Origin of the sequence: Solwaraspora sp. WMMA2065, assembly GCF_030345075.1 — a bacterium.
Classification (GTDB): Bacteria; Actinomycetota; Actinomycetes; order Mycobacteriales; family Micromonosporaceae; genus Micromonospora_E.
Genome location: NZ_CP128361.1, coordinates 4817484 through 4841581, shown reverse-complemented (window position 1 = coordinate 4841581; position 24098 = coordinate 4817484). Strand labels below are relative to the sequence as shown.

General features: G+C 69.5%; 12 protein-coding genes. 4 read left to right on the top strand and 8 right to left on the bottom strand.

The window, feature by feature from the left end; all coding sequences use genetic code 11:
• Window positions 1-121: 121 nt before the first annotated feature.
• From O7610_RS22045 to O7610_RS22035, 3 genes are read right to left on the bottom strand one after another with little or no spacing between them, the layout of a single operon-like run.
• On the bottom strand, window positions 122-4132 hold the full coding sequence (locus O7610_RS22045) for an Eco57I restriction-modification methylase domain-containing protein (RefSeq protein ID WP_289211739.1): 4011 nt from the start codon (window positions 4130-4132) through the stop codon (window positions 122-124).
• Window positions 4132-7026: a DUF8741 domain-containing protein gene (locus O7610_RS22040; RefSeq protein ID WP_289211738.1), complete on the bottom strand. Its 2895-nt coding sequence runs from the start codon at window positions 7024-7026 to the stop codon at window positions 4132-4134. The genes O7610_RS22045 and O7610_RS22040 overlap by 1 nt, the downstream gene beginning before the upstream one ends.
• The gene (locus O7610_RS22035) at window positions 7023-12320 is read right to left on the bottom strand and encodes a DEAD/DEAH box helicase family protein (protein WP_289211737.1); all 5298 of its coding nucleotides are present in this window, start codon (window positions 12318-12320) and stop codon (window positions 7023-7025) included. The genes O7610_RS22040 and O7610_RS22035 overlap by 4 nt, the downstream gene beginning before the upstream one ends.
• 189 nt (window positions 12321-12509) lie before the next feature.
• Here O7610_RS22035 and O7610_RS22030 point away from each other — a divergent pair, with 189 nt between their 5' ends.
• On the top strand, window positions 12510-12713 hold the full coding sequence (locus tag O7610_RS22030) for a CopG family ribbon-helix-helix protein (protein ID WP_278111128.1): 204 nt from the start codon (window positions 12510-12512) through the stop codon (window positions 12711-12713).
• The gene (locus tag O7610_RS22025) at window positions 12710-13093 is read left to right on the top strand and encodes a type II toxin-antitoxin system death-on-curing family toxin (protein ID WP_289211736.1); all 384 of its coding nucleotides are present in this window, start codon (window positions 12710-12712) and stop codon (window positions 13091-13093) included. The genes O7610_RS22030 and O7610_RS22025 overlap by 4 nt, the downstream gene beginning before the upstream one ends.
• A gap of 5 nt (window positions 13094-13098) precedes the next feature.
• Here O7610_RS22025 and O7610_RS22020 read toward each other — a convergent pair whose 3' ends face one another.
• Entirely contained in the window at window positions 13099-17166 is a 4068-nt protein-coding gene (locus O7610_RS22020; RefSeq protein WP_289211735.1) for a trypsin-like peptidase domain-containing protein, read from the bottom strand.
• 17 nt (window positions 17167-17183) lie between these two features.
• Window positions 17184-17513, bottom strand: a complete 330-nt coding sequence (locus O7610_RS22015; protein ID WP_281552367.1) for a CU044_2847 family protein — start codon at window positions 17511-17513, stop codon at window positions 17184-17186.
• A gap of 126 nt (window positions 17514-17639) precedes the next feature.
• Between O7610_RS22015 and O7610_RS22010 the strand changes: the two genes are divergently transcribed.
• The gene (locus O7610_RS22010; RefSeq protein WP_281552366.1) at window positions 17640-18581 is read left to right on the top strand and encodes a hypothetical protein; all 942 of its coding nucleotides are present in this window, start codon (window positions 17640-17642) and stop codon (window positions 18579-18581) included.
• Window positions 18578-21919: a helicase HerA domain-containing protein gene (locus O7610_RS22005; RefSeq protein WP_289211734.1), complete on the top strand. Its 3342-nt coding sequence runs from the start codon at window positions 18578-18580 to the stop codon at window positions 21917-21919. The genes O7610_RS22010 and O7610_RS22005 overlap by 4 nt, the downstream gene beginning before the upstream one ends.
• A gap of 150 nt (window positions 21920-22069) precedes the next feature.
• Here O7610_RS22005 and O7610_RS22000 read toward each other — a convergent pair whose 3' ends face one another.
• The 3 genes from O7610_RS22000 to O7610_RS21990 form a co-directional block, all read right to left on the bottom strand.
• A complete protein-coding gene (locus tag O7610_RS22000) occupies window positions 22070-23104 on the bottom strand; it encodes a trypsin-like serine peptidase (protein WP_348650028.1) in 1035 nt (344 codons plus the stop codon).
• 376 nt (window positions 23105-23480) lie between these two features.
• Complete coding sequence (locus tag O7610_RS21995; protein ID WP_281552363.1) at window positions 23481-23816, bottom strand: hypothetical protein; 336 nt, start codon at window positions 23814-23816, stop codon at window positions 23481-23483.
• Window positions 23773-24087 carry a hypothetical protein gene (locus tag O7610_RS21990; RefSeq protein ID WP_281552362.1) on the bottom strand — a complete coding sequence of 105 codons (315 nt, stop codon included), beginning with the start codon at window positions 24085-24087 and terminating at the stop codon, window positions 23773-23775. Before O7610_RS21990 ends, O7610_RS21995 begins: the two co-directional genes overlap by 44 nt.
• Between the last annotated feature and the right edge of the window lie 11 nt (window positions 24088-24098).

Below are 24098 nucleotides of genomic sequence, written 5' to 3'. Positions count from 1 at the left end.
CCGTCAACGATTTCGTCCAGATCAGGGAGCCCCCTATCGCCTGCCGATGCCCTCGCCCCCACATCGCGATCAGCACCGCAACCCACCATCCCTTGTAGTCAATCCTTAGGTACGCGTGCCTCTACAAATGCCGTGGGCCTTGGCCAGGTGGGGGGTCGAGCGGGGTTTGGTACGGCTGGCCGGTGCGGATGGCATCGGCCATCGCGTCGTAGCACTCCAGGATCAGGCGCTTCGTGCGAAACTCGCCGTGCGCCTTTTCGTCATTCTCTCGGACGACCTTGAAGGTCTCCATGATGTAGTCGACGTCATCCCGATCCACCCCGAAAAGATGGAAGTATGCAGCATCGAGTTCAGCACGGATAAGTTCACGTCGCTGAGGGTTCCACCGGAAGGGCTGACCCGTTTCCCCAACGACTGAGGATAGTCCCCGCATATCATAAGCGGTGTAGGCAAGCTCAAGAACCCGCGCTGAAATCCAGTCTTGCAGCAAAGAGGTCGAGTCCCAGGGTGCATCGCCACAATAAACTTCCGGACCAATTATTGGGAATTGCTTGATGTAGGAATAAGTGAGATGAGTTCCTGCAATTTTTTGTCGCGCAACATAGTCGATGCTATAACCGCTCAAGTTGGCCAGCAAACCGAGCAACGATCCAGGACTCATACTACTCATTACGAGCGGCGTAGTGTGACCCACAGCGACAGGGGGAAGTAGCGCTGGGATCAGGGTGCGCTCGTCGGTGCTGCGGGCGATGTCGCGCCAACCCAGCAGCCAGTCATGAGACCAACGACCGGCCAGCCGCTCGTCCACCGCCTGTTTCGACACCCAATAGCGTGGCAGTGGCAGCCGCGCCGGATCGTCATGATCGGCGTCGGTGAAGCGGGGCAGTGTCCCGACGTTCAACTGCGCCTGCGTCGCCCCCTCGTACGTACCCAGCCGGTGGTCGTAGAAGTGGGCCATCTTCGCCTCGTACAACGGCAACATCCGCTCGTCGCCTCGGACGAAGTGGTTGCCCTCCAACGTCCAGCCTTCTGGCTCCAAGACCTCCCTCGTTCGGAAAAGCCCCGAGTCCGTGGCCATGTTGAACAGACCTTGACTGAAAGAGATACCCCACGGGTTGCCGCCCACTTTGGCCTCGTCCCACAGGACCGGAACTCTCCGGTAGATCCCCAACGTGATCTCCGCGTCCCGCCGGGACAGAAACACCGGACAGGTCCCCGTGTTCGGGTTCAACAGACTGATCTCCTCCGGTGTCAACGCGTACGCCCGCCGCGCAATCTGATCCACCTGCCGCACCCGGAACACCAACGACACCTGATCAACCGGCCGCCGCACACCCGCCGCCGTCAACAACGAGAATCGGACCCGATGATCGACCCCCTGGAAGACCTTGTCCTCGTTCTCGAAGTCGAACAGTGACACCAGACTCCGACGACGTACCAGATTCTTGAAGAAGTCCTGGGTGGTCGCATCGGTGGCGATACCCGTCGGGACGATCATGCCGAGCTGGCCGGCAGGTGCGAGGGTGATGCGAGATGACTCCGCGAACATCGCGTAGGTGTTGAGCCGGCCCTGGCCGGTCAGTGGATAGCGTCCGGAGCTGCGGATCATGTGGCTGATCGCCTCGACTTCGCGGACAGCGGTCAGGTAGTCCCGGTACAGCGACTGATATGAGGGCTCTTCGGCGTGCTCCAGTGCGGCGATCGCCTTCTTCCGCGCTGCGGCGTGGGCCGCGTTCGCGATGTGTGGCGCTGGTGCCGCGAAGAACTCCTGCTCTTTGAACTCAATCTTCTCCCACGGGGGGTTGCCGAGGACGCAGGAGAAGCCGCCCTGCCAGCCGGTGGCGTCGTTGACCGGTCCGTGGTCGGGCACCCGGAAGATGTGCGGGAACTCGATGTGCCAGTGGAAGAAGCGGAACTGCCGGTGCAGCCGCTCCACCTGCTCCTCGACCGCGGCCAACTCCAGCGACGCCTCACCCTTGCCGAGCCGCTCCAACACCGCCTGCGTGATCGCCGTACCCCGGGAATCTGGGGTTCTTGGCTGCACGAACGCGGCGCACCAGGCATCCGCGACCAGCCGGGCGTGACGGCGCTCCTGCTCCAGGACCTGCGCCCGCTTGGCCTGCACGTGCACGTCGGCCAGCGACCCCGGCTCGGCCCGGGTGATCTGGGCGGCCTCCTCGGCGAGCGTGGCGTTGCCGACCTGGACGCCGCCGCTCCACAGCAGCTCCGTCTGGCCGCCGGCCTCCACCGCGTTCTGCTTCTTCAACGCGGCGGCGACCTTCTTGTCGTCGCCGGTCAACGCGGTGAACGCCGTGTCCGGGATGCCGTCGGCCAGCAGCCGGGGCGTCACCCCGAGCAGCGAGTTGCCGACCCGGATGTTGGCGTCCAGGTAGCCCAGCGGCCGGCCCGGCTCCATCGCCTCCAGCCACAGCGACACCTTCGCCAACTCGGCGGCCATCTCGTTGACGTCGACGCCGTAGATGCAGCGGCCGATCACCCGACGCAGCGCCGAGCGGACCGCCAGCGGCGTCGGCTCCAACTCGTCGGTCTCCTCCGCGGCGACCCGCTTCGCGATCCGCCGGGCCGCCGCGATCAGGAAATGCCCCGACCCACACGCCGGGTCGCAGACCGTCAACTCCAGCAGCGCCGCCACCCGCTCCGGCGCGGTCGGCCGGTCGCACGCCTCGTCGATCAGTGGATCCAGCGCCGAGTCCAGCAGCGACTCCACCAGCGACGACGGAGTGTAGTAGGAGCCGGTGGTCTTGCGTTCGTTGCCGGCCAGCCGTTCCGTGCCGAACCGCCACGCCGACGCGTCCCAGCGGGGCCGCAGCTCCAGCAGCGACTCGTAGACGCTGCCCAGCTCCTCCGCGCCCAGGTGCCGGAAGTCGACCCGCTGCCGGCCGCCGCCGCGCCGCTGCGGCAGCACCGCCAGCGCCTCCACCGCCTCCAACAGATGCCGGTTCGACAGCTTCGCCGCCGCCAACGGCCGGTCCAGCGGACCCGGCTCGAACAGCCCGCCGATACCGGGCAGACCCAGTCGGGGCTGGCCCGCCTCCCGGCCCAGCGAGTCGAAGACCAGGCGGACCGCCTCCCACAGGTCGCCGTGGCGGGAATGCCGCCGCCGCACCGCCAGATCCCGCAGCCGGGCCGCCGAGAAGAACGTCGCATAGCGCCGCCGGGTCGCCGCGTCCGCCTGCGGATCCAGCAGCGAATGCCGGTCCTCGGCGACGAACCAGAACAGCAACCGGTAGATCACCCGCAGCAGGGACCGTTTCACGTCCTCCAGGCGCAGCGTCGCGTCGGCGACCTGGCCGCGCAGCGCGGCGTTCTCCGGATGGGTCAGCAGCCCGGTGCCGAGGATCTCCAGCGCCCGTTCCACCCCGTCGCGCAGCTGCTCCAACGCGCGTTCGCCCTGCTTCGCGCCGGCCGCCCGCCACTGCTCCAGCACACACGACGCCGGCCCGGCCGCCGGCTCGGCCGGACGCATCCGGGACGCGTGCGCCAACCGGTACAGCAGCACGAAATCGGCGAACAGCTCCCCGTCGAAAATCGCCTCCAGGTCGAACTCGATCGACGCCGAACCGACCAGCGTCGTCGAATCCCGCAGCAGCCGCAGCTTCTGCCCGTTGGACAGCACCGCCCACAGGTGCCGGTCGCTGCGGTTCAGCAGCTGCTGCACCATCGAATGCGGGGCGGCGCCGGCCGCGCCGCGCACCCGCGCCGTCCGCCGGTCCAGGTCCACCCCCCAGCCGAGCAGATGCACCGGTACGGCGTCCAACCGGTGCGACACCGGGAACGTCAACTCGTCGACGGCGATCCCGCCGGTCACCGGCGTCAACGGGTCGAAGCCCAGCTCCCGCAGCAGCACCAGCAGCCAGCGTTCCCGGGTCAGCCGGGCCGGTGCGCCGTCGCCGGCCCGCTCCCGCTGCCGGCTGAAGTCCCGCCACACCTCCTGCAGGTAGGCGAACGACCGGTTGGCGTAGCGGCGCACCGACTCACCCGACTGCAGGCCGTACGCGGCCGGGTCCATCCCCGGCAGCTCCCGGTCGCCGTGGCCGATGCGCTGCAGCAGACCGCCGGGCAGCAGGCCGCCGTCGACCCGTACCGCCGGATAGACCACCGCGCCGCTCATCACTGCTGCCCTCCGGGAAGATAGAGGTAGACGCCGAGCACGTCGGCCGGTTTCTGCGCGGTGACCGTGACCTGCCGGCGGACCCGCTGCCCGGCCGCCTCCCGGACCCGCAGATGCGCGGCCCGCAGCCGGTCGGCGAGCTCGTCGGCGGTGGCCGACAGATGGTCGGTGACCGCGTCGAGCTGGCCGACGACCCGGGTCAGCAGCGGTGTCGCCGCGTCCGGCAGCACGTTGCCGGTCGGGGTCGCCGACAGCAGCGCGGCCGTCTCCTCCTCGGTCAGCCACTCGGCCGCCTGCGGGGCACCCCGGAACGCCAGCACCCGCGCCTCCTCGGCGACCATCGGGCGCGGCTCACCGCCCGCCGCCGCGCCGGCCGGCAACGTCAGATGCAGCCGGAACCGCACCAGCAGCAGCGTCGTGCGTTTCGACACCGCAGCGGTACGCATCACCCCGGCCCGCCGCGCCGGCCGCTTCTCCGCCGACAGTTTGTCCGCCGGCAGCGACGGATTCAGCGCCGACTCCAGCACCTGCCGGGCCAGCGCCGACACGTACGGGTCGGTCCGGTCCAGATGTGCCGCGCCCGGCGGGGTCGGCAGCTCACGGCGCAGCTGCAACACCCCGGCCCTGCCCTGCCCCGCCTTCGTCGGCCGGGGTGGGAAGGCGTCGGTGACCTGGCTGGGCAGCCCGGCCAGGTCGGCGTCGAACCCGTACGGCCGCTCGACCACATCGGCGCCGAACGCGGCCAGCGCGGTCGCTGCGAACTCGGCCACCTCGGCCGGGGTGCCCAGACTGGCCCGGATCTCGGCCAACTCGTCGGCCACCTCGGCCGGTTTGATCGCCCGCTGGGCGTACTTGGTGCGCGACTCCTTCTCCCGCTCGGCCGCCGAATCCCACTGCCGGTGCAGCTCCTCACGCGGGCCGGCGGCCAGCGCGTCGATGGTCAACTGCTCCGGCTGCTCCGGCGCCACCAGCAGCTCGTGGGCGATCGTCTGCAGGACGTCGTCGCTGGCGTCCGGCACCGGCACCGAGATGCCCAACGTCTCGCGGATCCGGTTGTGCTTGCGCAGCAGCACCTTCAGCACGATCTCGTCGATCCGGTTGTCCGCGCCGTAGATCATCACCGCGCGTACCGTCGGGGCGACCTGGCCGAACCGGTCGACCCGGCCCTCCCGCTGCTCGTGCCGGGTCGGGTTCCACGCCAGGTCGTAGTGCACCACCGCCTGAAACCGTTCCTGCAGGTTGACCCCCTCGGACAGGCAGTCGGTGGCGACCAGCACCGGGCGGCGGCTGGTGTCGGCGGTCAGCTCGGCGATCCGGGCCGCCCGCTCCTCAGGCGGCAACGCCCCGGTGACGCAGCCGACCGCGAAGTTACGGCCCAACGCCGCCTCCAGCCGCTGCGCGACGTACTCGGCGGTGTCGATGTAGCGGCAGAACACCACCGGGTTGAAGCCGTCACCGAGCAGCGTCTTGACCTCCTTGACCAGCAAGGTCAGTTTGGCGTCGCCGGCCCCGGCCAGCGCCTCGGCGCGGCGGGCGAACTCCCGCAGCCGGCGCTGCTCGGCACTGCCGCCGCCACCGTCCGCTCCCGGGTCCGCGCCCGGGGTCGCGTCGGCCGACTCCTGGGTCTCGTCGTCGGGCAGATCCAGCACCGCCGCCCGACCCAGAGTGTCCGCGTCCTCGGCGCTGTCGGCGTCGGCGTTCGCCGCCCGGGTCCGCAGCGTCGCCGCCGCCGCGGCCGGCGACGACGCCAACGCCCGCAACAGCGCCAACGCCGACCAGTACCGCACCCGCTGGCGCACCTGCCCGCCGAGCGGATCCCGCACCACCTGCCGGGCGTACGCCACCACGTCGTCGAACAGGTCGCGGTACTCGCCGGACAGCCGGTAGGCGCGCTCGGTGGTGTGCCGGTCCTCCGGGAACGGGGTGTCCTCCAGGAAACCCCGGATGTCGGCGCGGCGACGCTGCACGAAATGCCGGGCCAGCCGCTCCCGACCCGCCACCTGGTTAAGGTCTACTGTGGCCAGCTCCGGATCCAGCAGCCCGAGCAGATTGCGGAACCCGGTGTCCTTGCCGCTGTGCGGCGTCGCCGTCACCAGGATCAACTGCCGGGCCGGGTCGGCGGCCAACCGGCGTACCAACTCGTAGCGCAACATCCGGGACTTGCCGGCCCGGCGGTCGTCGTCCGGCACGCAGCCGTGCGCCTCGTCGACGATGACCAGGTTGGGACAGCCGCGGACGAACTGCTCGCGCAGCTCCGGCCGCTTGATGAAATCAGTGGAGACCACCACGTGCCGGTAGCGGTCGAACACCGAATCGGTCGAGCCGACCAGCGACGCCTGCAACCGGCGTACGGTGCCCGGCAGCACCAACTCGGCGGCGATGCCGAACTTGGCCGCCAGCTCCCGCTGCCACTGCTCGGCCAACGCCGGGCTGCACAGCACCGCCAACCCGTCCGCGTCGCCCTGGGCCAGCAGCTCGGCCGCGATCAACCCACTTTCGACGGTCTTGCCGATGCCGACGTCATCGGCGATCAGCATCCGCACCGGGTCCTGACGCAACGCCATCAGCAGCGGCACCAGCTGGTACGGCCGGGGCTCCACCGCCACCGCGCCCAACGACCGGAACGGCCCGCCGGAGGAGCGGAACCCGATCCGCAGCGCCGTCCGCAGCAGGCCGGCCCGGCTGGCGTTGCCGGCATCGGTCGGATCCGGGTACGCGAACGTCGCCGACCGGACCTCCTCGACATCCGGCAGCACCGCCGCGCGTTCGTCGTCCGCCCCGCCGAGCGGGCGCAGCACCAGCACCTCCGGCTCCGACTCGGGCAGCACCACCCACTCCCGGCCCCGCGCCGTGACCAACGTCCCCGGCTCGAACCGCTGCGCCGCCACCGTCACGCACTGCCTCCCTGCCGCCGCCCGAACACGCCGGGATACCGACCCACCGCGCTCTGCCAGTCACCGGCAGTCACCCGGATCGGGGTCCAGCCGGCGTCGATCACACTCTCCTCGGCGTCCACGTCCCGCCCGGCACCCGGCTGCACGCCCGGCTCATCGACGAAGACCACCGCCCGCTGCTGCCGGTAGGTCAGATCCGGCCGGGCCCCCGCCACCGGATCCGCCACCGGATCCGGCCCCCGGTACGACTCGCGCGCCAGCCAGGCCACGAACTCGGCGACCGGCCCGTCGACGCTACCGGCACCAGCCGCCCCGTCGCTGCCCACTGGTGGGCAGTCGCCGCCCGGCGGCCGGCCGGCCGCCGGCCGCTCGGCCGCCGCCGACGCGAACGACACCAACAGCTGCGCCACCAGGTGCCGGTTGATCCGCCGGTGAAACCCCTGATTCGAGTACGACAACAGACAGTCGTAGCAGCCCTGGACACAGTGGTCGGCACCGGCATCCGGCTGGTCCACATCGACCCCGGTCGGGTCGAAGTGCGCGATCTCCAACGCCTTCGCCGCCACCCGGGCGACCGCGTGCGGCTCCTCGACCAGCCGACGCAGCACCCCCGCCCCGCCCTCGGCGCTCTCGATGAACAGCATCCGGCCACGGTCATCCGGATCCGGCAGCAGCTCACCGGTCAGCTCCGAATCCTCCAGCTGGAAATGCGCCTCGATGCCGCGTTCCACCGCGTACAGCAGGGTCACCGCCATGTCGTCGGGTACCCGCTCGGCCAGCCGCAGCACCAGGATGTTGCGCCGGTCCTGCACGTACGGGATCACCCGCTCCGGCGCGGCCACCTTGTCGATCGCCGTGATCGCCGCCTCGTCCGAGGTCAGCTCCTCGTCGTCGGCCCGGTTCTTCTCCGTCGCCTTACGCTCGGACAGCCAGTCACCGGTCGCCGGATCCAGGAAGAAGCCCCGGACGCTGGCCTCCTTGCGGCGACGCAACCCCAGATTGGCCCGCCGCACCGTCGCCGCGTCGCCGTAGACCAGCTCGGCCAGCGGGCTGCCGTCGGCGGTGGTCACCGCCGCCGTCAACCGGCCCGGCCGCCGACCATGATCATGGAAGCGGTACGACGTCTCGATCTCGAACAGCGACCGACGCCGCTCCTCCTCGTCCGACGAGATCCGCTCCCGCCGCTGCGTGCGGACCGTGTACAGGCGCAGCAGATTGGTGTCCGTCGCGCCCAGCCCCTGCCCGCAGTTCACACACACGTCCCAGCCGACCTCGTCGTCGTGCAGATGCCCGCACTCGGCGCACCGCCGCGCCGACGAGGTCAACACCCCGTCGGCGTTCGACGCCACCTGATGCAGCTGCACGCCGCGCACCAGGTAGCGGGCACCCTCGTGGTAGATCAACGCACCCGGGCCGAACTCGCTGATCCCGATGAACCGGGGCCGGTGGATGTAGTCGCCCTTGCGTCCACCGGCCAGCCCCGGCACGTACGCGGCCAGCGGCAGCCGGGGGAACGAGTAGCCGGGCAGGAAACCCTCCGACGCCAGATAGCGGAACGTGTAGAAGTCGGTCTGCGGCTCGTCGGAGTTCTCGTTGGCCAGCAGATTCAGCTGCACCCGGGCGTCGTTGGCCCGCCGGCTCGCCTCGTCCCGGGCCTTGCCGGTCACGTTGGTGTCCACCGCCCGGCGGTTCTGCACCTCATACTCGCGCAGCGCCGCCTGGTAGAGCTGCCGCCAGCGGCCCAACGCCGCGTCGAACTCGTCGTACGCCTGCTCCACCGTGTCGGCGACCCAGCGGTCCCGCCACCAGGGAGCCCCGGCAAGCGCCCCGCCTGGGTTCCCGCCGGACGCCCCGCCGACGTCGCCGGCCAGGACCGCTTCCGCGCGGGCCAGCGCCCGCTTGCGGGCGTCGTCGTCGCGCAGCTTGCGGACGAACTCCGGCCGGATCCGCAGCGACGGGGCCTCCCCGCCGGTCTCCAACAGCCGCACCAGCGAACTGGGCAGCTCGGCCCCGGTCTCGGCCAGCCAGATCGCCTGCACGTGCGACCGCACCAGATCCTCGTTGGCCAGATCGAGCCGGGGCGCCTGCACCGCACCACCGACCATCAGCTGCGGGCGTCGAAAATAGAACTGGTCGTGCGCGTTGCCCGTCGAGCAGTAGGTGACCACCAGCGCCGGCTGCCCGGACCGGCCGGCCCGCCCGGCCCGCTGGGCGTAGTTGGCCGGCGTCGGCGGCACGTTACGCATCGCCACCGCGTTGAGATCCTTGATGTCGACGCCCAGCTCCATCGTCGGCGAGCAGAACAGCAGCGGCAGCGCCGCCTCCTGGAACTGCTTCTCCCGCTTCTGCCGGTCCGCCGCCTCCACCTGGGCGGTGTGTTCCTTCGCCTGCAACCCGGCCAGCAGATGCGAAGTGTCCCGGTACAGGTCCCGGAAGAAGGTGTTGACCCGGGCACCGGCCTCACCGGAGAGCACCTTGCGGACCCGGTCCTCCGCGCCCACCGTGCCGTCCCCGGCCTGCCAGATCAGCGCGTCCGACTTCAGCCGGTAGCCGCTGACCAGGTCGTCGCCCTCCGGTGGCACCTCGATCACCAGGGTCGCCTCGGCCAGCACCGCCAACAGGTCGCGGATCATGTCCTGCGCGTCGGCGACTGTGCAGCCGTCCTTGCCGTACTGTCGGATCAGGTACTTGCCGAACGCCCCCCGGCCGGACAAGTGCAGCAGTTTGCGCCGCTCGCCCTTGCCGCTCGGCTTCGGGTAGGCGACCCCGGCGACGACCGCCCGCTCCCGTTCACCCAGCTTCCACGGCTCGGCCAGCTGCTGGCGGGACAGCCGGTCGATCTCGTCGAAACCGTCCTGGGTCAGGCACCGTACGTCGATCGCCAGGTTGCGGCGCAGCTCGTCCAGCAGCGTCGAGGCCACGTCGTGGCGGCGTTCCGGTTTGTCGTCGCGCAGCAGATGGTGGCTGCGCGACCAGATCTCCTCGTCGACGGCTACCTCGTCGAGATAGCGGTAGCCGATCCGCAGCAGGCCGGTCTGCTCCAGGTTCGGCATGGTGACCCGCCAGCCGCGTTCCAGATCGAGGTAGAGCCGGTAGTTGACCACCTCGCGTAGCGCCCGCCAGATCTCGTCCTTGCCGTACCGCACCTCCGGGGTCCGGGCGAACTGCCCCAACTCCAGCCGCAGCGCCTCGGTGACCTGCTGCGCCACCCGCTCGTGGGTCAACCCGTCCGGGGCCGCCGCCACCGCCCGGTACAGCGCGCCACGCAACTGCACCACCTGGACGAAATCGTTGAAGTGCCCGGCCTGCAGCGAGGCGTCCTGCCGGTTGTCGACGAAGGCGAGCAGCTTGCGGGCCTCCGCCGGCAGCCGCGGGGCGGCCCGCAACGCGCGTACCACGCTCGCCCCGACCACCGACAACGCCGAGCTGCGGCCCTCGACGGACAGCTTCGCCAGCTGGGCGAAGTCCTTGCCGCGCTGGCGTTCGTAGGACACCTGGCAGCGCAGACAGAACCGGAACGGCGACGAGATCCAGGCCGCCGGCACCCCCTGCCCCGGTGCCTGCTCGGTGCCCATCGGGTCGAGATGCACCAGCTCCGGCAGGTGGCGTTCCTTCGTCGGGGCCACGATGGTGCGCCCGTCGTCGGCCAGCAGCGTCCACGAGTACGGCAGCCGGGCGTCGCTGAGCACGGTGTCGAGATCCGCCGGCCACGGCTGGTCGTCGCTGATGTAGAGGTAGCCGGCGTCACCGGTGGCCGACTCCACCTCGCTGCCCGCCTCGAAGCCGTGGTCGGCGCGCCGGACGATCAGATAGTCCTGGCCGCATTCGCGGCAGAAGGCCAACGGGACCAGCGCCTTCGACTGGTCGACCGTACTGGTCGGGGAGAGCGCCTGGTAGCGGCTGGTCACATGCCGCACCGACGGCGGCTCGATCGTGGTGTAGACGTTGTCGCCCTTGGACAGGAACTGGTGCAGCCGGAACGCGAAGAACGGCCGCCCGGTCCCCGGGTCGTCGAGCCCCGCACCGGCGGCCAGTACCGCCTCGATCGCGGTGGCGCACTCCCGGCCCGGCACCCCGGTCAGCTCGGCGAGCAGGTCCGCGGCCTGCGGGACCGTCCTGGGCCGGCGCAGCCGCACCGGCCGGCCGGTCACCGGGTCGGGCTCCACCCCGAACGCGCCCTCGACCCACGCTGCCAACGGATCGGTCCGCAACCCGTCGACGTCCGGCTGTGGCGGCTCGGTGGCGGCCCACCGCAGGACCCGGTCACGCAGACCGGCGGGGTCCGCGCCGGTGCCGGCCGGCGTTCCGGTGGCCGGAGCGCCGCCGACCGGCGCGCTGGTGGCCGGTGCGCTGGTGGCCCGCTCCAGCGTCTCGACGATCACGTGGCCGGGTTCGACGGTGGTGCCGAACAGCCGGCTCGCCACCTCGGCCACCTTGATCCGCTGGTCTGCGCCGGTGGTGTCGGAGGCCATCGTCGCCGAGGTGCCGACGCACTGCACCTGCGGCGCGGCGAAGGCGTCCCGGGCTCGGCGGACCAGGAACGCCACGTCGGCACCCTGCCGGCCACGATAGGTGTGCAGCTCGTCGAGGACCAGGAACCACAGGCCACGGGCGGCCCGGGTCAGCGGGCCACGTTCGGCGTGCCGGGTCAGCACCAGCTCCAACATCACGTAGTTGGTGAGCAGGATGTCCGGCGGGTCAGCGAGGATCCGCCGCCGCTCCTCGGTGTTCTCCTGCCCGGTGTAGCGGGCGAACCGCACCGGCGGGGTCCCGCCCGGCAGGCCCCAGCTGAGAAACTTCGTCAGCTCGTTGAGCTGGCTGTTGGCCAGCGCGTTCATCGGATAGACGATGATCGCCTTCACCCCGGGCCGGTAGGTGCCGGCGGCCTTGGCCCGCAGCACCCGGTCGACGATCGGCACGATGTACGACAGGCTCTTGCCGGAACCGGTGCCGGTGGTCAGCACGTAGCTGTGCCGGTCCCGGGCGATCTCGATCGCTTCCCGCTGGTGCTGGTGCAGCCGCAGCGGCCGCGCCCCCGGGTCGTCCGGCTGGCGCTTGATCCGGAAGATCCGCTCGTTGTCGGGGTGCAGCAGGCCCTGCTGGACCAGCTCGTCGACCCTGCCGCCGGAGGCGAAGTTGGGATTGAGCGACAGGAACGGTGCCGGCCACTGGTAGCCCTGGGCGGTCAACTCCGCGATGTGTTCGGCGATCTTCGGGTCGCGGGGGTCGACGAAGCTGGACGTGAACTCCTTGTAGTCCTCGATGAGCTTGTCGCGTACATCGAAGACGTCCACCACTGCTCCCCGGCCCGGCACCACTGACAGTCCGTCGATTCAATCACCGCCCGGGTACGCACGGTAAGTCCCGTCATCTGGTGCATTCCCGACCCGATCATCCGACTCGACCACGCCACCCGGTTGATCCACTCCAGGTCACCGGTCCGCTGCGCGGCCAGTATCACTTGGATGTCATATGATTGTCCTATGGTTACCACAGTCAACCTGCCGGACGATCTGCACGCGCGGCTCAAGCAGATCGCTGAGACCGAGCACCGGTCGGCCAACGCCACCATCGTCGTCGCGATCGAGGAGTACGTCGCGAGGCACAGCAAGCGGTCCAAGGTGCGTGGGTTGGCCGCAGATGTGGCCGAGCGCCACCGTGAGCTACTCGACCGACTGGCCCAGTGACCGTCTATCTCGACGTCGAAGACCTGCTGGAGATCGGCTCGATCGTCTTCGGCACGCCAGCCAAGGTCCGCGACTACGGGCTGCTCGCCTCCGCCGCCGCCCGACCGAGCACGATCGTCTTCGGGCAGGAGGCCTACCCCGACCTCGCGGGCAAAGCGGCCAGCCTGCTGCACTCGATCTGCGGCAACCACGCACTCGTCGACGGCAACAAACGCCTTGCCTGGGCCGCCGCGCTGGTCTTCATCAACCTCAACACCGGGGCGACGATCCCGGACGTCGACGTCGACCGCGCTGAGGCGTTCATGCTCGCAGTCGCCGACGGCAGCCTGCACGAGGTCGACGCGATCGCCGCGGAGCTGCGACGGCTCGGGCTCCTTTGATGCACTCAACTCGTGATCGTGAGCGCCAGCAGGCCCTGGTCCAGCCCGATCAGTAGCGTGTCGTCGACGGTGCAGCAGGCCAGCGCTGGATGGAGCACCGGGATCGTGCGTACCGCGCGAGCGGTCGGTGGGTCCCAGACCCGGACGGTGCGGTCGTGGCTGGTCGAGGCGAGCAGGTCACGCCCACCCACCTGGACCAGGCTCAGCCCGGTCACCGGCCCCGTGTGCCCGGTCAGCCAGTGGATCGGCTGGCCCCGCTCGGCGTCCCACAACCGGATCGTGTGGTCCGCGCTGGCCGATGCCAGCGCCGGGCGGTCGGCGACCATGAGCCCGCAGAGTGCGTTCACCGCGTCCTGATGCCCCTGCTGCGACCAGAGCTGCGTGCCGTCGGTGTCCCAGAGCATGATGGTGCCGCTCTTGTCTGCGGAGGCGAGCAGCTCGCCGGCAGGCCCGGCGACCGTGGTCAGCGTCGTCACCCAGGCCAGGGTCACGTGCCCGAGTAACACCCCGCGCACGTCGCCCGAGTACGGACGCCACAGCCGGACAGTCTGGTCGTCGCCGGCAGAGGCCACCAACAGCTCCGCGTCGTGCTGCACAGAGCAGACGGCGGCGACTCGCTCGTAGTGGCCGTTCATCTCCCCCTGCAGTGTGCCGTCCCGCGCGTCCCACAGCTTGACGACTCGATCATCGCCAGCCGTCAGGATGCGCGGCTCCTCCTCGTCGGGTACGACGCACAGCGCATTGACCGGGCCGTCCGACGCCCGGAACTCGCGCAGCTGGGCACCGGTGACCGCGTCCCAGATCCGTACCTGCCCGTCCGATCCGGCGGATGCGACCAGCCGGCCCTCGTCCCCCGGCACCGGGCACACCGCGGTCACCGCCCCGATCCGGTCGTGCTCGGCGACCGCCCCCGGCGGTCCGCCGCCCGGGTCCCACAGTCGCACGGTCCCGTCGTCGCCAGCGGTGGCGAGCATCCGGTTGTTCGCCGTCGGCAGCTCGCAGACCGCTCGGATCCAGCTGGCATGCCCGCGCAGGCTCGGTCGGGGAATCCAGGTCTGCTGCGGGGCGCCGGTCGGCACCTCCCACATTCGGATCAGTCCGTCCTCACCGGTCGAGACCAGCAGGCATCCGTCGCTGACATCGACTGTGCACAGATCGGTCAGCGGACCTCCGGTTCGCAGGACCTGGACGCACGCCCTGATCACGGGATCCCAGATTCGCACCGTGCCGTCATAGCCCGCCGAGGCGAGCAGGGTACGGCCGGGGGTACGCACCGCGTACAGAGTGTTGACCCAGCCGAGGTGACCGGTGAGGACTCCGGTCGGCTCCCCACCGGTCGCCGGGTCCCACAGCCGCACCGTGCCGTCGTAGCCGGTGGAGGCGAGCAACTGTCGGTCCCCGACGGGCACGTGGGTCACCGCCGTCACCCAGCCGGTGTGCCCGGTCAGCACATGGCCTGGTCTGCCCGTCTCCGGATCCCACAACCGCACCGTCCGGTCGTCACCGGCGGAGGCGAGCAGGTCACCGTCGGGCATTGGGATCGCGCAGATGTTGCGTACCCAGTCGCCGTGGCCACGCAGCTCGTGCCGGCGGTGCCCGGAACGCGGGTCCCACAGTCCGATGGTGCCGTCGTGGCTGGCCGTGGCGAGCAGCACCTCACCGGTGGCGAGGCGCACCGCGCAGACACCATGAATCGTGTCGTCGTGGCCGGTGAACGTCTGCTCGGCCTGGTTGGTCAGCGGATCCCAGAGTCGCACCGTGCCGTCGTCGCCGGCCGAGGCGAGCAGCCGACGCCCGTCGATGACGATCGCCGCGACGTCGTAGACGGCCTCGGAGTGTCCGTCGAGGATGCTGCGTTCCTGCCGGGGCGGGGTGTGCGCCCAGCCTGCCCGGTACGGGGCGGCCGCCGCCGTGATCCCGTTGTCCAGGCCGTCGAGCCGGTCGACGACAGAGAACAACGCCGCCCGCTCAGCCGGCGCGGCTGCCACCGCCAGCGGGGTCCGTTGCAGGAGCCGGGCACGGGTTACGGCGAGCGGCGCCTCGGCCGCGTCCGCCACCGTAAGTAACCGGTCCAGGTGGGCGTACAGCAGATAGTCGTCGTCGGTGAGCAGGTCGTCGACCGCGCCGGCGCCGGCCGCGTGCTGCGGCAGCGACCGCAGCAGGTAGTCGAACGCTGTGGCCCATCCGGTAGCTCGCGCGATGGCGGTCCAGCTCGCCAGCAGCCGGGCGTGGTCGTCGCGCCGCGAGGCCTGAGCGTCCCGATCGGCCAGCAGCGCGTCGTTGAGCGCCTGGTGGAACAGCCGGTACGCGGGCTGAGCGCCGCCGCCCGTTTCGACGAGGAAGTTCGCCGCCGAGGTACGCGCGAAGTCGGCGAGTTCCGGCTCGGTGACCGCCCCGCCGAGGGCTTCGATCGCGGACTGCCACAACGTCAGTGGCAGTCCCGGCGTCTCGGCGTACGCCAGGGCGGTCAACGCCAGCCGGGCCGATGTCCGGCCGGCGGTCGGCAGCCCGGCCAGGTAGGTGTCCAGGGCGTGCGCCACGGTAGCGGTGAACGACACCTCGTCCGGGTCGATCGCGGTGTTGTCGCGCAGCGCGTGAGCGCGGGCGATCAGGCCGGCGACCAGGAAGTTTCCCTTGGCGAGGGCGGCGATACGGCGGGCGAGCGGCGCGGCGACGGTCGGATCGGCGTACGGGTTGCCTGGTCGTTCGGCACCGATCAGTTGCAGCGTCGCCTGGGCGTAGTCGGCCAGGTCGGATTCGGCGAAGTACTCCGGCGCGTCCAGGTCGACGAGTTCCGCGTTACCGCCGAAGCGGCTGATCAGGTCACCGTGATGGTCTGAGCGCCGGGTGCCGATCACGATCCGCAGGCCCCGAGGGCCACAGTCACGGGCCAGCGGCATCAGGATGTCGTCGATCACCATGCGCGCCTGCGCCGGGTCGGTCGCCTCGTCGAGCGCGTCGAGGACCAGGGTGAATCGGGTCCGTCGGTGGTTCAGCTGGTCGCGCACCGCAGGCATCAGATCAGCCGGTACGCCGGGCAGCTCGACGGCGACGGCACGGGCGATCTCGGCGGCGACTTCGAGGGCAGTCTTGCCCTTGACGTGCACTGCGCAGGAAACCGCACCGACCGGAGCTCGGACGGCCATGTCCGTGTCGGACAGTTCCCCGCTGATCTGCTGGTCGGCGGTGGTGACGATCCGCCCGAGCACGGCTGACTTGCCGACCCCCGGCGACCCGGTGACGATCAGCGGCCGGCTGATCGGTTCGACGCTGTCGATCCAGTCGACGACGCGACGCAGGGCGGCGGCCCGGCCGCGGAACCGCGCGCCGCCTTCGGTGTCGACCGCGACCCCGCGTGCCCTGGGCAGCCAGTGCCGGCCTGCCTCGCCGTCGGTGGCCAGGGCCCATCCCCAGGCGGCAAGGGCGGCGTCGTCCGCGTCGGCGGCCCGCCAGGCGGACAGAGTCGCCAGCTTCATGTCCGGTAGTTGCTGGTCGGCGTAGTGCAGGGTCACGGCTTGGCCGCCGCCCTGAGCGTCGGCGGTGACAACGACGCCGACCACCGCCTGGTACTCGGATGACCAGACCGGACCGCCGCTGAATCCCTTGCTCAGCTGGGTGGCCGGCGAGGTGTGGATCATGACGCGGCCCCACCCACCAGGCTGGCCGACACTACCTTCGGCATGGCAGCCGCCGACCACGTGCGTCGGGAACCCGTACGTCCAGTAAGCGCTTCCCGCCAGCGGCTTGGCGGGCAGACAACGAAGTCGGGCCGGGGTCACCGAGGCCGGCACCGGCTCCACGAGTTCAAGCATGACCAGGTCGACCTTGGCATCCCGCATTCCGTCGTGCGGGCAGCCGCCGATCCGGCGGCGGTCGAACCAGGTGACCTTCTCGGCCAGTGGGAACGAGATCCAGAGGTCGTCGTACAGCTGCCCGTCGTTGCCGAACGCGACATGGTGGCAGGTCAGCACCAGGTTGCTCTCCACAACGACGCCGGTACCGACGGGGGTGTCCTGGTGCTGCCCACGGTGCAGGGCAACCAGCCAGGAGCAGTCGTCGGGTCCTGCGGTCACCAGCCGCTCCGTCCCGGTCAGCGCCGCATCGTGGTGCTGGCGTCCGGCGGCCCACCCGGATACCAGCCGAGGGTGACTTCGAAATTCCCTTCAGCCGCCGCCTTGGCGACCACCCAGTTGGTCGTGCCGGTCGCCTTGATGCCGAACTTCACCTCGACGGCATCCGGAGAGACCGCCTTGACCTGGTCCAACAACACGCTGGCGGCGGCGATGGCAGGTGCGGCGGACTCCCGTACCCAGCCAACGACGTCGCCGACCCCGGCCGGCTGAAAACCAACCGGCGGATCGATCTCGACCATCGCTACCGTCTTGTCGTCGACCTGGTAGCGGACCACTTCGGACTGCACCGCACACCTCCGCCGCCCGCGAGAAACGGGCATAAGACCGCAGCCCGCGCTCTGCGGACCGCCACCCGGGTTGCACCGACCAGCCATGCTGCCTCTCACCGACGAGATTTGGCAACGGTTCTATTCATGATCACTTTCCGGCCCCTGCGAACAGGTGTTTCAGGTGACCTCCTGCCCTGCGACATTGAAGATCCACCCATGGCGGAGTGTCAGCTATCTGCATCGGACGGACGGACCTTGCGTCGATCCAGCGGTATCGGCAGAATCGGCCAGTGCCCAGGCCACCCCCGGCCCGGCACCTCATCTTCCCGGCCACCCCGAGCTATTGATCATCGCCATGTCGATGCGACCGCTCACGCCCTTGAGGAGCACCGCATGTCGGAGAAGGAACTCACCCTCGTCGAGCGGTGCGTACTCATCAACCTGATGGTCAAGGCCGCTCCGCTGCAGCAGAGCTACCTGATCAACGTCGCGGGCGTCACCGGGCTCAAGGCGACCCATCGCCGCGCCCTGGAAGCCCTTGGGCTGATCGAGGTGACGGAGAAGCCAATCACCCTGCACCTGACCGACAGCGGGTGGGAGGCGGCCAAGGCGGAGTTGAGCAAGGACGAGCCACCGAAGGGTGCCGGCACCGCAGGTGCGACGCTCTACACGGTGCTCGACTTCGTTCGTCGGCTGATCGACCACTCGGGCGTCCGAGCGGACGACCTGTTCCGGATGCAGTTCAAGCCCGACGAGATCGCTTCCACCACCGACTCGGCAGAGCCGGTCGCGCCGACGGCCAACGGCAGCGAAGCGAGCCAGGTCGACGTGGCCACGCGGATCCGTCGGGCGTACCACGAGCTGATCGACCAACCCGGCGACTACGTCATGCTGGCCGCGCTGCGGGCCGTGCTCGCCGATCTGTCTCGCGACGATCTCGACGCCGCGCTGATCAAGCTCAACCAGGACCCCGACGTGCAGATCGTGCCGGAGTCCAACCAGAAGGTACTCAGGACGCAGGAGCGCGACGCCGCCGTCAGCATCGGCAATCAGCTACGGCATCTGATTTCGATCTCGCCCTCATGACGGGTCCCACCGGGATGACCGACGAGCAGCGGCGAGCGCTGGCCGCACTACGGTTCAACTGGGCACCGACCCCGGACGATGTCTGGAAGCCGCTTCCCTTCCACGTCGAAGGATTGCATCACCAGATCATCGAGATGGTGATGGAGGGCGTCGCCGAAGCGGATGACAGCGTCGACTCCAGCCCGGTGGGACTGGCGATCCTGGGGCAACGCGGCACCGGCAAGACACACCTGCTCGGCGCGTTGCGTCAACGGGTACAGACCGCCGGTGGCTTCTTTTTTCTTGTCAAGCTCCTGGAGGCCAGCGCGTTCTGGCGAAGCACCTCGCTGTCCCTGCTGGAGGATTTCGTCCGACCGGCACCGGACGGAACCTCTCAGCTGCGCACCTTCCTGCGCAGACTTGCCGACGAGGTCGACGCGCCGCGGGCCGTCCGTCGGTCGATCACCGGCGACACCGAACTGACCCGGCATGCCCTCGATGCCCTCGTAGACCAGGTACGGAAGATCAATCGCCAGATCGGCACCGAATGCCAGGACACTGCTCGGGCACTCGTGCTGTACGCCAGCGACGACGGCACGGCTCAGGACCTCGGCCACGATTTCCTCTCATCCAGCGACGAGGAAAGCCCGGGAGCATTGGCCGCCTGGGGCATCCGACGTAGCAAGCGAGCACCGCAGGAGATCGTCCGCGACGCGTCCCGGCTGCTCGCTCTGGTCGGGCCCACCGTGATCGCGCTCGACCAGATCGACCTGATGGTCGCGCAGTCGGTCAAGTCCACCAGTCGCGAGGTACGCGGCGAGGTCGACTGGCAGACCTCATTGCTGCTTGAGCAGATCGCCAGCGGGCTGATGTCGCTCCGGGAGAACACCCGCCGCGCGCTGTCGGTCGTCTCCTGCCTGCCACAGACCTGGCAGAGCATCAAGGAGCAGGCCACCGACACCGTGCAGGATCGGTTCCGGGAGGCGGTGCGGCTCAAGGAGATCCCGTCGCCGGACATCGGCCGCGAGCTGGTGGAGAAGCGGTTCGGCCTGGTCTTCGACGAGCTGGGCTTCACCCCGCCGTACCCGACGTGGCCGATCCATCCGTCCGCCTTCACTGAGGTCGTCCAGTTCACGCCACGCGAACTGCTCCGTCGGATCGACACCCACGTGCGCTCCTGTCTGGCCGACGGGCAGGTACGCGAGCTCACCCACCTCCTGCACGCGCAGTCCGGAAAGAACGGCCCGGCCACGAGGTCCGATGCCGTTCCCACACCCGATCGGTCCGACAAGTCCGAGGTGCAGGAAGGCGCGCAGTCGGTGCCGGCCGAGTCCGACGAGCTCGCCAAGATCGACATTAGCTACGCCGAGTTGATCGAGTCAGCCGAGACCGCAAGCGCGGTGCAGCAGTCCAGCGAGGACCTGAGAGTGCCGGCGCTGCTACAGGCCGGGTTGACCGCGTGGATCGCCGCGCAGGGCGGATCGGCCGATGAGTTCAGCCTCGACCCGCTGCCGTTCAGCGGCAAGCCGGCCCTGCACGCCCGGGTGCGGCGGACGCTCGACGAGGAGACCGAGGACGAGGAGCACTGGTCGTTCCGGGCCGTCTGTGCGCCGCACCACATCGCGGCGCTCAACCGGATCCGCAACGCCATGACCACCTCCGGGTTGACCGAAGGGGTCACCAAGCGGCGACTCTTCCTGCTCCGCAGCGCGGGCTGGTCGGCCGGTGCACGTACCCGGGAACTGCTCGACGCGTTCACCAGAGCCGGCGGGCAGACGCTTCCCTTCCCCACCGCGGACATCAGGCGCCTTGCCGCCTTGGAACGGCTGATCCAGCAGTACGGGTTGGAACGACTGCGGCCATGGTTCGCCTCCCGACAGCCGGCCTCCACCGTCGCTTTCTTGCGCGACGCGCTCGATGGCGGTGCCGACGCCAACAGGGAAAGCCATGCTGACAGTCACGACACGACGGCGCCAACCGAGCCCGATCCGGCCATGCAGCAGGTCGGCCCGCCGGTGCGGGCCGTCGGTCGGGCCTCCGTATCGGTGCGGCCGGCGGCCAGCGGGAACTCGTCCGCTGGTCGCGGAGGGCCCGCCGAGCAGCTGGCGATGCAGGCCGGGATCGACCCGCCCCAGATGACGATCGGGTCCGTCGCCGGCCGGGCGGACCCGGTCCGAATGGACTTGGAGTCACTGCGTCGGCACACGGTGATATTCGCCGGCTCGGGATCCGGCAAGACGGTGCTGCTCCGCCGGCTTGTCGAGGAGTGCGCGCTGCGTGGCGTGTCCGCGATCGTGCTGGACCCGAACAACGACCTCGCCCGACTCGGCGATGCCTGGCCGGAGCCGCCGACCGGCTGGGGTCCTGCGGATCCGGATCAAGCTGCTGCCTACTTCGCCGGTACCGACGTGGTCGTCTGGACGCCCGGTCGTCGTGCCGGCCGCCCGCTGAGCTTTCAACCGCTCCCGAACTTCGGTGACGTACTCGACGATCCCGACGGGTTCCGCGCAGCCGTGGACTCAGCCGTCGCCACCCTCGCGCCACATGCCCGGGTCGACGGCGGCACCGACAAGGCAAGGCTGGGGCGAGCCGTGCTGCGCGAGGCACTGATTGGTTACGCCCAGAACGGTGGCAGCGACCTGCAGGCGTTCACCGATCTGTTGAACGACCTACCGGACGGGGTCAGCCAGCTCGACAGCGCACCGAAGCTGGCAGCAGGCATGGCGCAACTACTCAAGGCAGCGTTGATCGATGATCCGCTGCTCGGCGGTGACGGCACTCCCGTCGACCCGGGCATCTTGCTCACGCCGCCGCCGGGCCGACACGCCCGCGTCTCGGTGATCAGCTTCGTCGGACTGCCACACGACCACCAGCGGCAGAGCTTCGTCAACCAGTTACAGCTCGCCCTGTTCACCTGGATCAAGCGAAATCCGGCCGGCGACCGGCCACTCGGCGGACTGTTCGTGATGGATGAGGCTCAGACCCTCGCACCATCCGGCTCGGTCACCGCCTGCACCCAGAGCACCCTCGCGTTGACGTCACAGGCCCGTAAGTACGGGCTCGGTCTGGTCTTCGCGACCCAGGCCCCGAAGGCGCTGCACAATCAGATCCCCGGCAACGCTGCCACCCAGTTCTTCGGCCTGTTGACCGCACCTGTGCAGATCGAGGCGGCCCGTGACGTCGCGCGGGCCAAGGGTACCGACATCCCTGACGTCGGCAAGATGGCTACCGGACAGTTCTACGCAGCGGTGGAAGGCGCGCGGTTCGTCAAGCTGCAGGCGCCGATGTGCCTGAGCCACCACCCACGCAGCCCGTTGACAACCGAGGAGGTCGTACAACGAGCCGCCGTCCACCGGTGACCGTACCGGTGACGACGACGTTGGTTCGCGGCGGGAGATAGCCACGCCAATCAGCGGACTGGCAGCCGCTGACGGACTGGCAGCGGAGGTAGCCCCGACCATATCGGCCGAGGCTACCTTTGGACGGTACTGATCAGGTGGACGGACGGATCAGGCCGGAGAGATACCTTCGGCGAAGTCGTACAGGCTCTTGATGTCGTTGTCGAAGTACGGGCCGTCGAACTGACCATTGCCCGGGTTGTCACCGTGGCTTACCACGCTGTTGATGTACCCGTAGCCGGTCGAGTCGTTGTATTCCTGCAGCCAAGGTCCGCCGCTGGAACCGTACGTCATGTTGCAGTACATCCGGATCTGCTGGCCGCCGGGGTTCCACGTGGTGCCCTGGCAGTAGTACTGACTCTCGCCGCCACCCAGGTTGGACGGGTAACCGAGAGCGGTGACATAGACGCTGTAGCTGTAGTTCCAGCGCAGCCCGTGGCCGCCGACGGTGTCGACGACCTTGGCACCGTAGATGCCGCCGTTGTTCATGATGGCGATGCCCATGTCCTCGGCGTAGCTGCCGCTGTTGATCCAGGCGGTACGGGTGTTGAGGCTGGACGCCACGAACGTGCCGAACGGGCGCGAGCCGTTGCGGTAGCGCGGGACGAACTGCCAGTTGCTGTACCACTGTCCGCCGGGGCCCTGGTGGACGCAGTGCCCGGCGGTCATGACCAGCCGACGCTTGCCGCTGGCGACGGTGCTGGCCGAGCAGGAGGCGGTGCCGCCGGTGGGGGTGGTGAAGTAGACCTTGCCGACGGCCTGCGACTCGTTGAGCATCAGTCCGACGTCACCGCGGCTGCCGAGGCTCGGCGCGACCGGCGCCACCGCACCCGCCGGCCCGTTGGGCTTGGCGTCGGCGATCGTCGATTCGGCACCCTTCGCCGACCTCGCGAAGGTCAGGTCGACCGCCGATGCCATCCGCTCCTCGGTCCAGAAGTCGGTGACCTCCTTCGCGATCTTGGCGTTGGTGATCGCCCGGCCGTCGAGGGTGCGGGCGATGGCGCTCGTGTTGCCGTCCGACTTGAACGGCGACGACTCCGCCTGGGCGGCCGGCGCGCCGGTGACGACCAGCGCGAGTGCCAGGCCGGCCATCGCCGACCAGCGCAGTGTGGATTTCAAGAGACCCTCCCTTGTCTTGGTACCCATCTGGGCGCTAGCAGCGTATTGGCAAATTTCCATTGATCACAACGGAGTTTGAATGACTGATCACGGACACTCGCGAAACCTGCCGCTTGAGCTGGGTAGATGTCCACCAGAACCATTGGATCCAACTTCACTAAACGCTTCGACATCATGTGAGCAGGGAGCACCGCCGAGAAGCATAGATTTCACGTCTCATTTATCCCATAGCATCGCGAAATACATCCGAAATACAAGTCATGTGATTTTCCGTGCCCAGCGACGAACATTTGTGGCAGGAATCAGACGGCGTGTTTCAGAACTGACCGGTAGCGGTCAGAAGAGAGCCCGTCGACAACGGAGGGAACGAACGAACCAGGCCGACCCGGTCGGTCTGGTCGATCTAGTTGATCTGGTCGACCGGGCTGTCCGGGGCGACCGGGCCGAGCACGACGGTGCCATCCGGCTCGCCGATCTCGGCGTGGTTCAGCATTGCCCAGGCGATGGCCAGCACGCCCGCCCCGGCCATCGTCACCTGCTGCCACCGGCGGGCCCGGCCCATTCCGTACCACCCGGCGACGACCAGCGCGACGAGCCCGGCCAGCAGGGTCACGAACGCGTCCCCGCCGGAGAGCCCGGCCCGCGAACCCAGCGCCGACCCGCCGGCGGTCTCCACCGCGCCGTACATGACGGCATCAGCGTCCGGACCGGCGATCCAGGGCAGCACCGACCCGAGCACCAGCAGCAGTCCACCGCCGGCCGCCGATCCGGCGGTGAGCAGCCCACGCAGCGTCGATCAGCCGCTGGACCGTGTCGGGGCGGTCGGCTCCGGCGATGGTCTCCAGCCGGACGCCGTACTTGCCGCCGTCAGTGACCTGGACCGTGACGGTGTCGTCGATCGCCACCCTGGACAGGTCCACGGCGGCGGCGTCGCGCTGCGACTTCGCCGTGTACCCGTACCCGAACAGTCCGACGAAGCCGGCGACCCAGAGCGCCAGCCCGGCAACCACAGAGCCGACAA

Coding starts and splice junctions, on each gene's coding strand:
- O7610_RS22045 (WP_289211739.1), bottom strand. CDS start 4,132: ATGAGCGGCGCGGTGGTCTATCCGGCGGTACGGGTCGACGGCGGCCTG.
- O7610_RS22030 (WP_278111128.1), top strand. CDS start 12,510: ATGGTTACCACAGTCAACCTGCCGGACGATCTGCACGCGCGGCTCAAG.
- O7610_RS22010 (WP_281552366.1), top strand. CDS start 17,640: ATGATCACTTTCCGGCCCCTGCGAACAGGTGTTTCAGGTGACCTCCTG.
- O7610_RS22005 (WP_289211734.1), top strand. CDS start 18,578: ATGACGGGTCCCACCGGGATGACCGACGAGCAGCGGCGAGCGCTGGCC.
- O7610_RS22000 (WP_348650028.1), bottom strand. CDS start 23,104: ATGGGTACCAAGACAAGGGAGGGTCTCTTGAAATCCACACTGCGCTGG.